The sequence below is a fragment of the Bradyrhizobium hipponense genome (genome assembly GCF_008123965.1).
Taxonomy (GTDB): Bacteria; Pseudomonadota; Alphaproteobacteria; order Rhizobiales; family Xanthobacteraceae; genus Bradyrhizobium; species Bradyrhizobium hipponense.
Genome location: NZ_VSTH01000251.1, coordinates 1 through 1,094 on the forward strand (window position 1 = coordinate 1; position 1,094 = coordinate 1,094).

Sequence of the window (1,094 nt, forward strand, 5' to 3'; positions counted from 1 at the left end):
GCTGCGCCGACCGTCGACGCCGAGCGGCACATCGCCATCGATGGTGGCCCGGCGCACAACGCGGTGCTGATCGCCATAGTCGTTGACCGCGTAATGTTGCGTGGCCCGATTGTCCCAGATCGCAACGTCGCCGGCCTCCCAGCTCCAGCGCATGGTGTTTTCCGGCGCCGTGATATGCGACTGGAACAGGTCGAACAGCTTCTGGCCGTCATATTTCGGCAGGCCGACGAAGCGCTGCACGAAATTTCCGAGCACGAGCGTGCGCTCGCCGGTCTCGGGATGGACGCGCACCACCGGATGCTCGGTTTCGTAGATCGTTCCGGTGAACACCTCGTCGAAGTGCTTTCTGTCCGCCTCGGTCGCCCGCGTCTTCACGGCATAGTCATAGGCGTTGCTGTGAACGGTCCACAGTTCGTCGGCGAGCTTGCGCAGCGGCGCCGGCAGGCCGAGATAGGCGGCCGCCGTGTTCGACCAGACGGTATCGCCGCCGTAGGGTGGAATCACCACGCCGCGCAGCACCGAGATTTTCGGATAGGCGTCGACGAACGTGACATCCGTATGCCATTGGTCGGCGCGGCCACCGCCCCGGCCCGAGTCCAGCTCCAGGATCGACGACGTGCCCTTGATCGCGCCGACCGTCGGATGGGGCACCAGCCCGCCGAGCCGGATAGCAAAGCGCTCCTGTTCGGCATCGTCGAGATGTCCCTGGTCACGGAAGAAGATGACCTTGTGTTCGAGCAGCACCTGATTGATCGCACGGATGGTCTCGTCCGAAAGGTCGCCCGACAGTTTGATGTTCCTGATCTCGGCGCCAAGCCTGGCCGAACGCTTGTCGATGTCGGCGCGCGGAATGACGTTATCGATGGTTGTCGTGTTGCTCATGGTCGTGCTCTCGTCACTGCGATCCCCTGGACAAAGCTCCGCCATACGCCGGTCGCGGAAACGACGGCGGAGATAGATGAAATCATTTCAGGCTGCGGGCCCTACTCGGCCGCAACGTGCTCCGGCAGACGGCCCGAGCCGGGACATCGGTCACTGGGATCGGATTGGAGCATGATGAAACGACCTTGCGTTAGGCCTTGAATGGTACGAGC

General features: G+C 63.1%; 1 protein-coding gene. It reads right to left on the minus strand.

All coding sequences use genetic code 11. The annotated features are described in order from the left end of the window. Positions 1-882: TauD/TfdA dioxygenase family protein (locus FXV83_RS41215; RefSeq protein WP_148745738.1), on the minus strand; the 882-nt coding region annotated here is incomplete at its 3' end. Between the last annotated feature and the right edge of the window lie 212 nt (positions 883-1,094).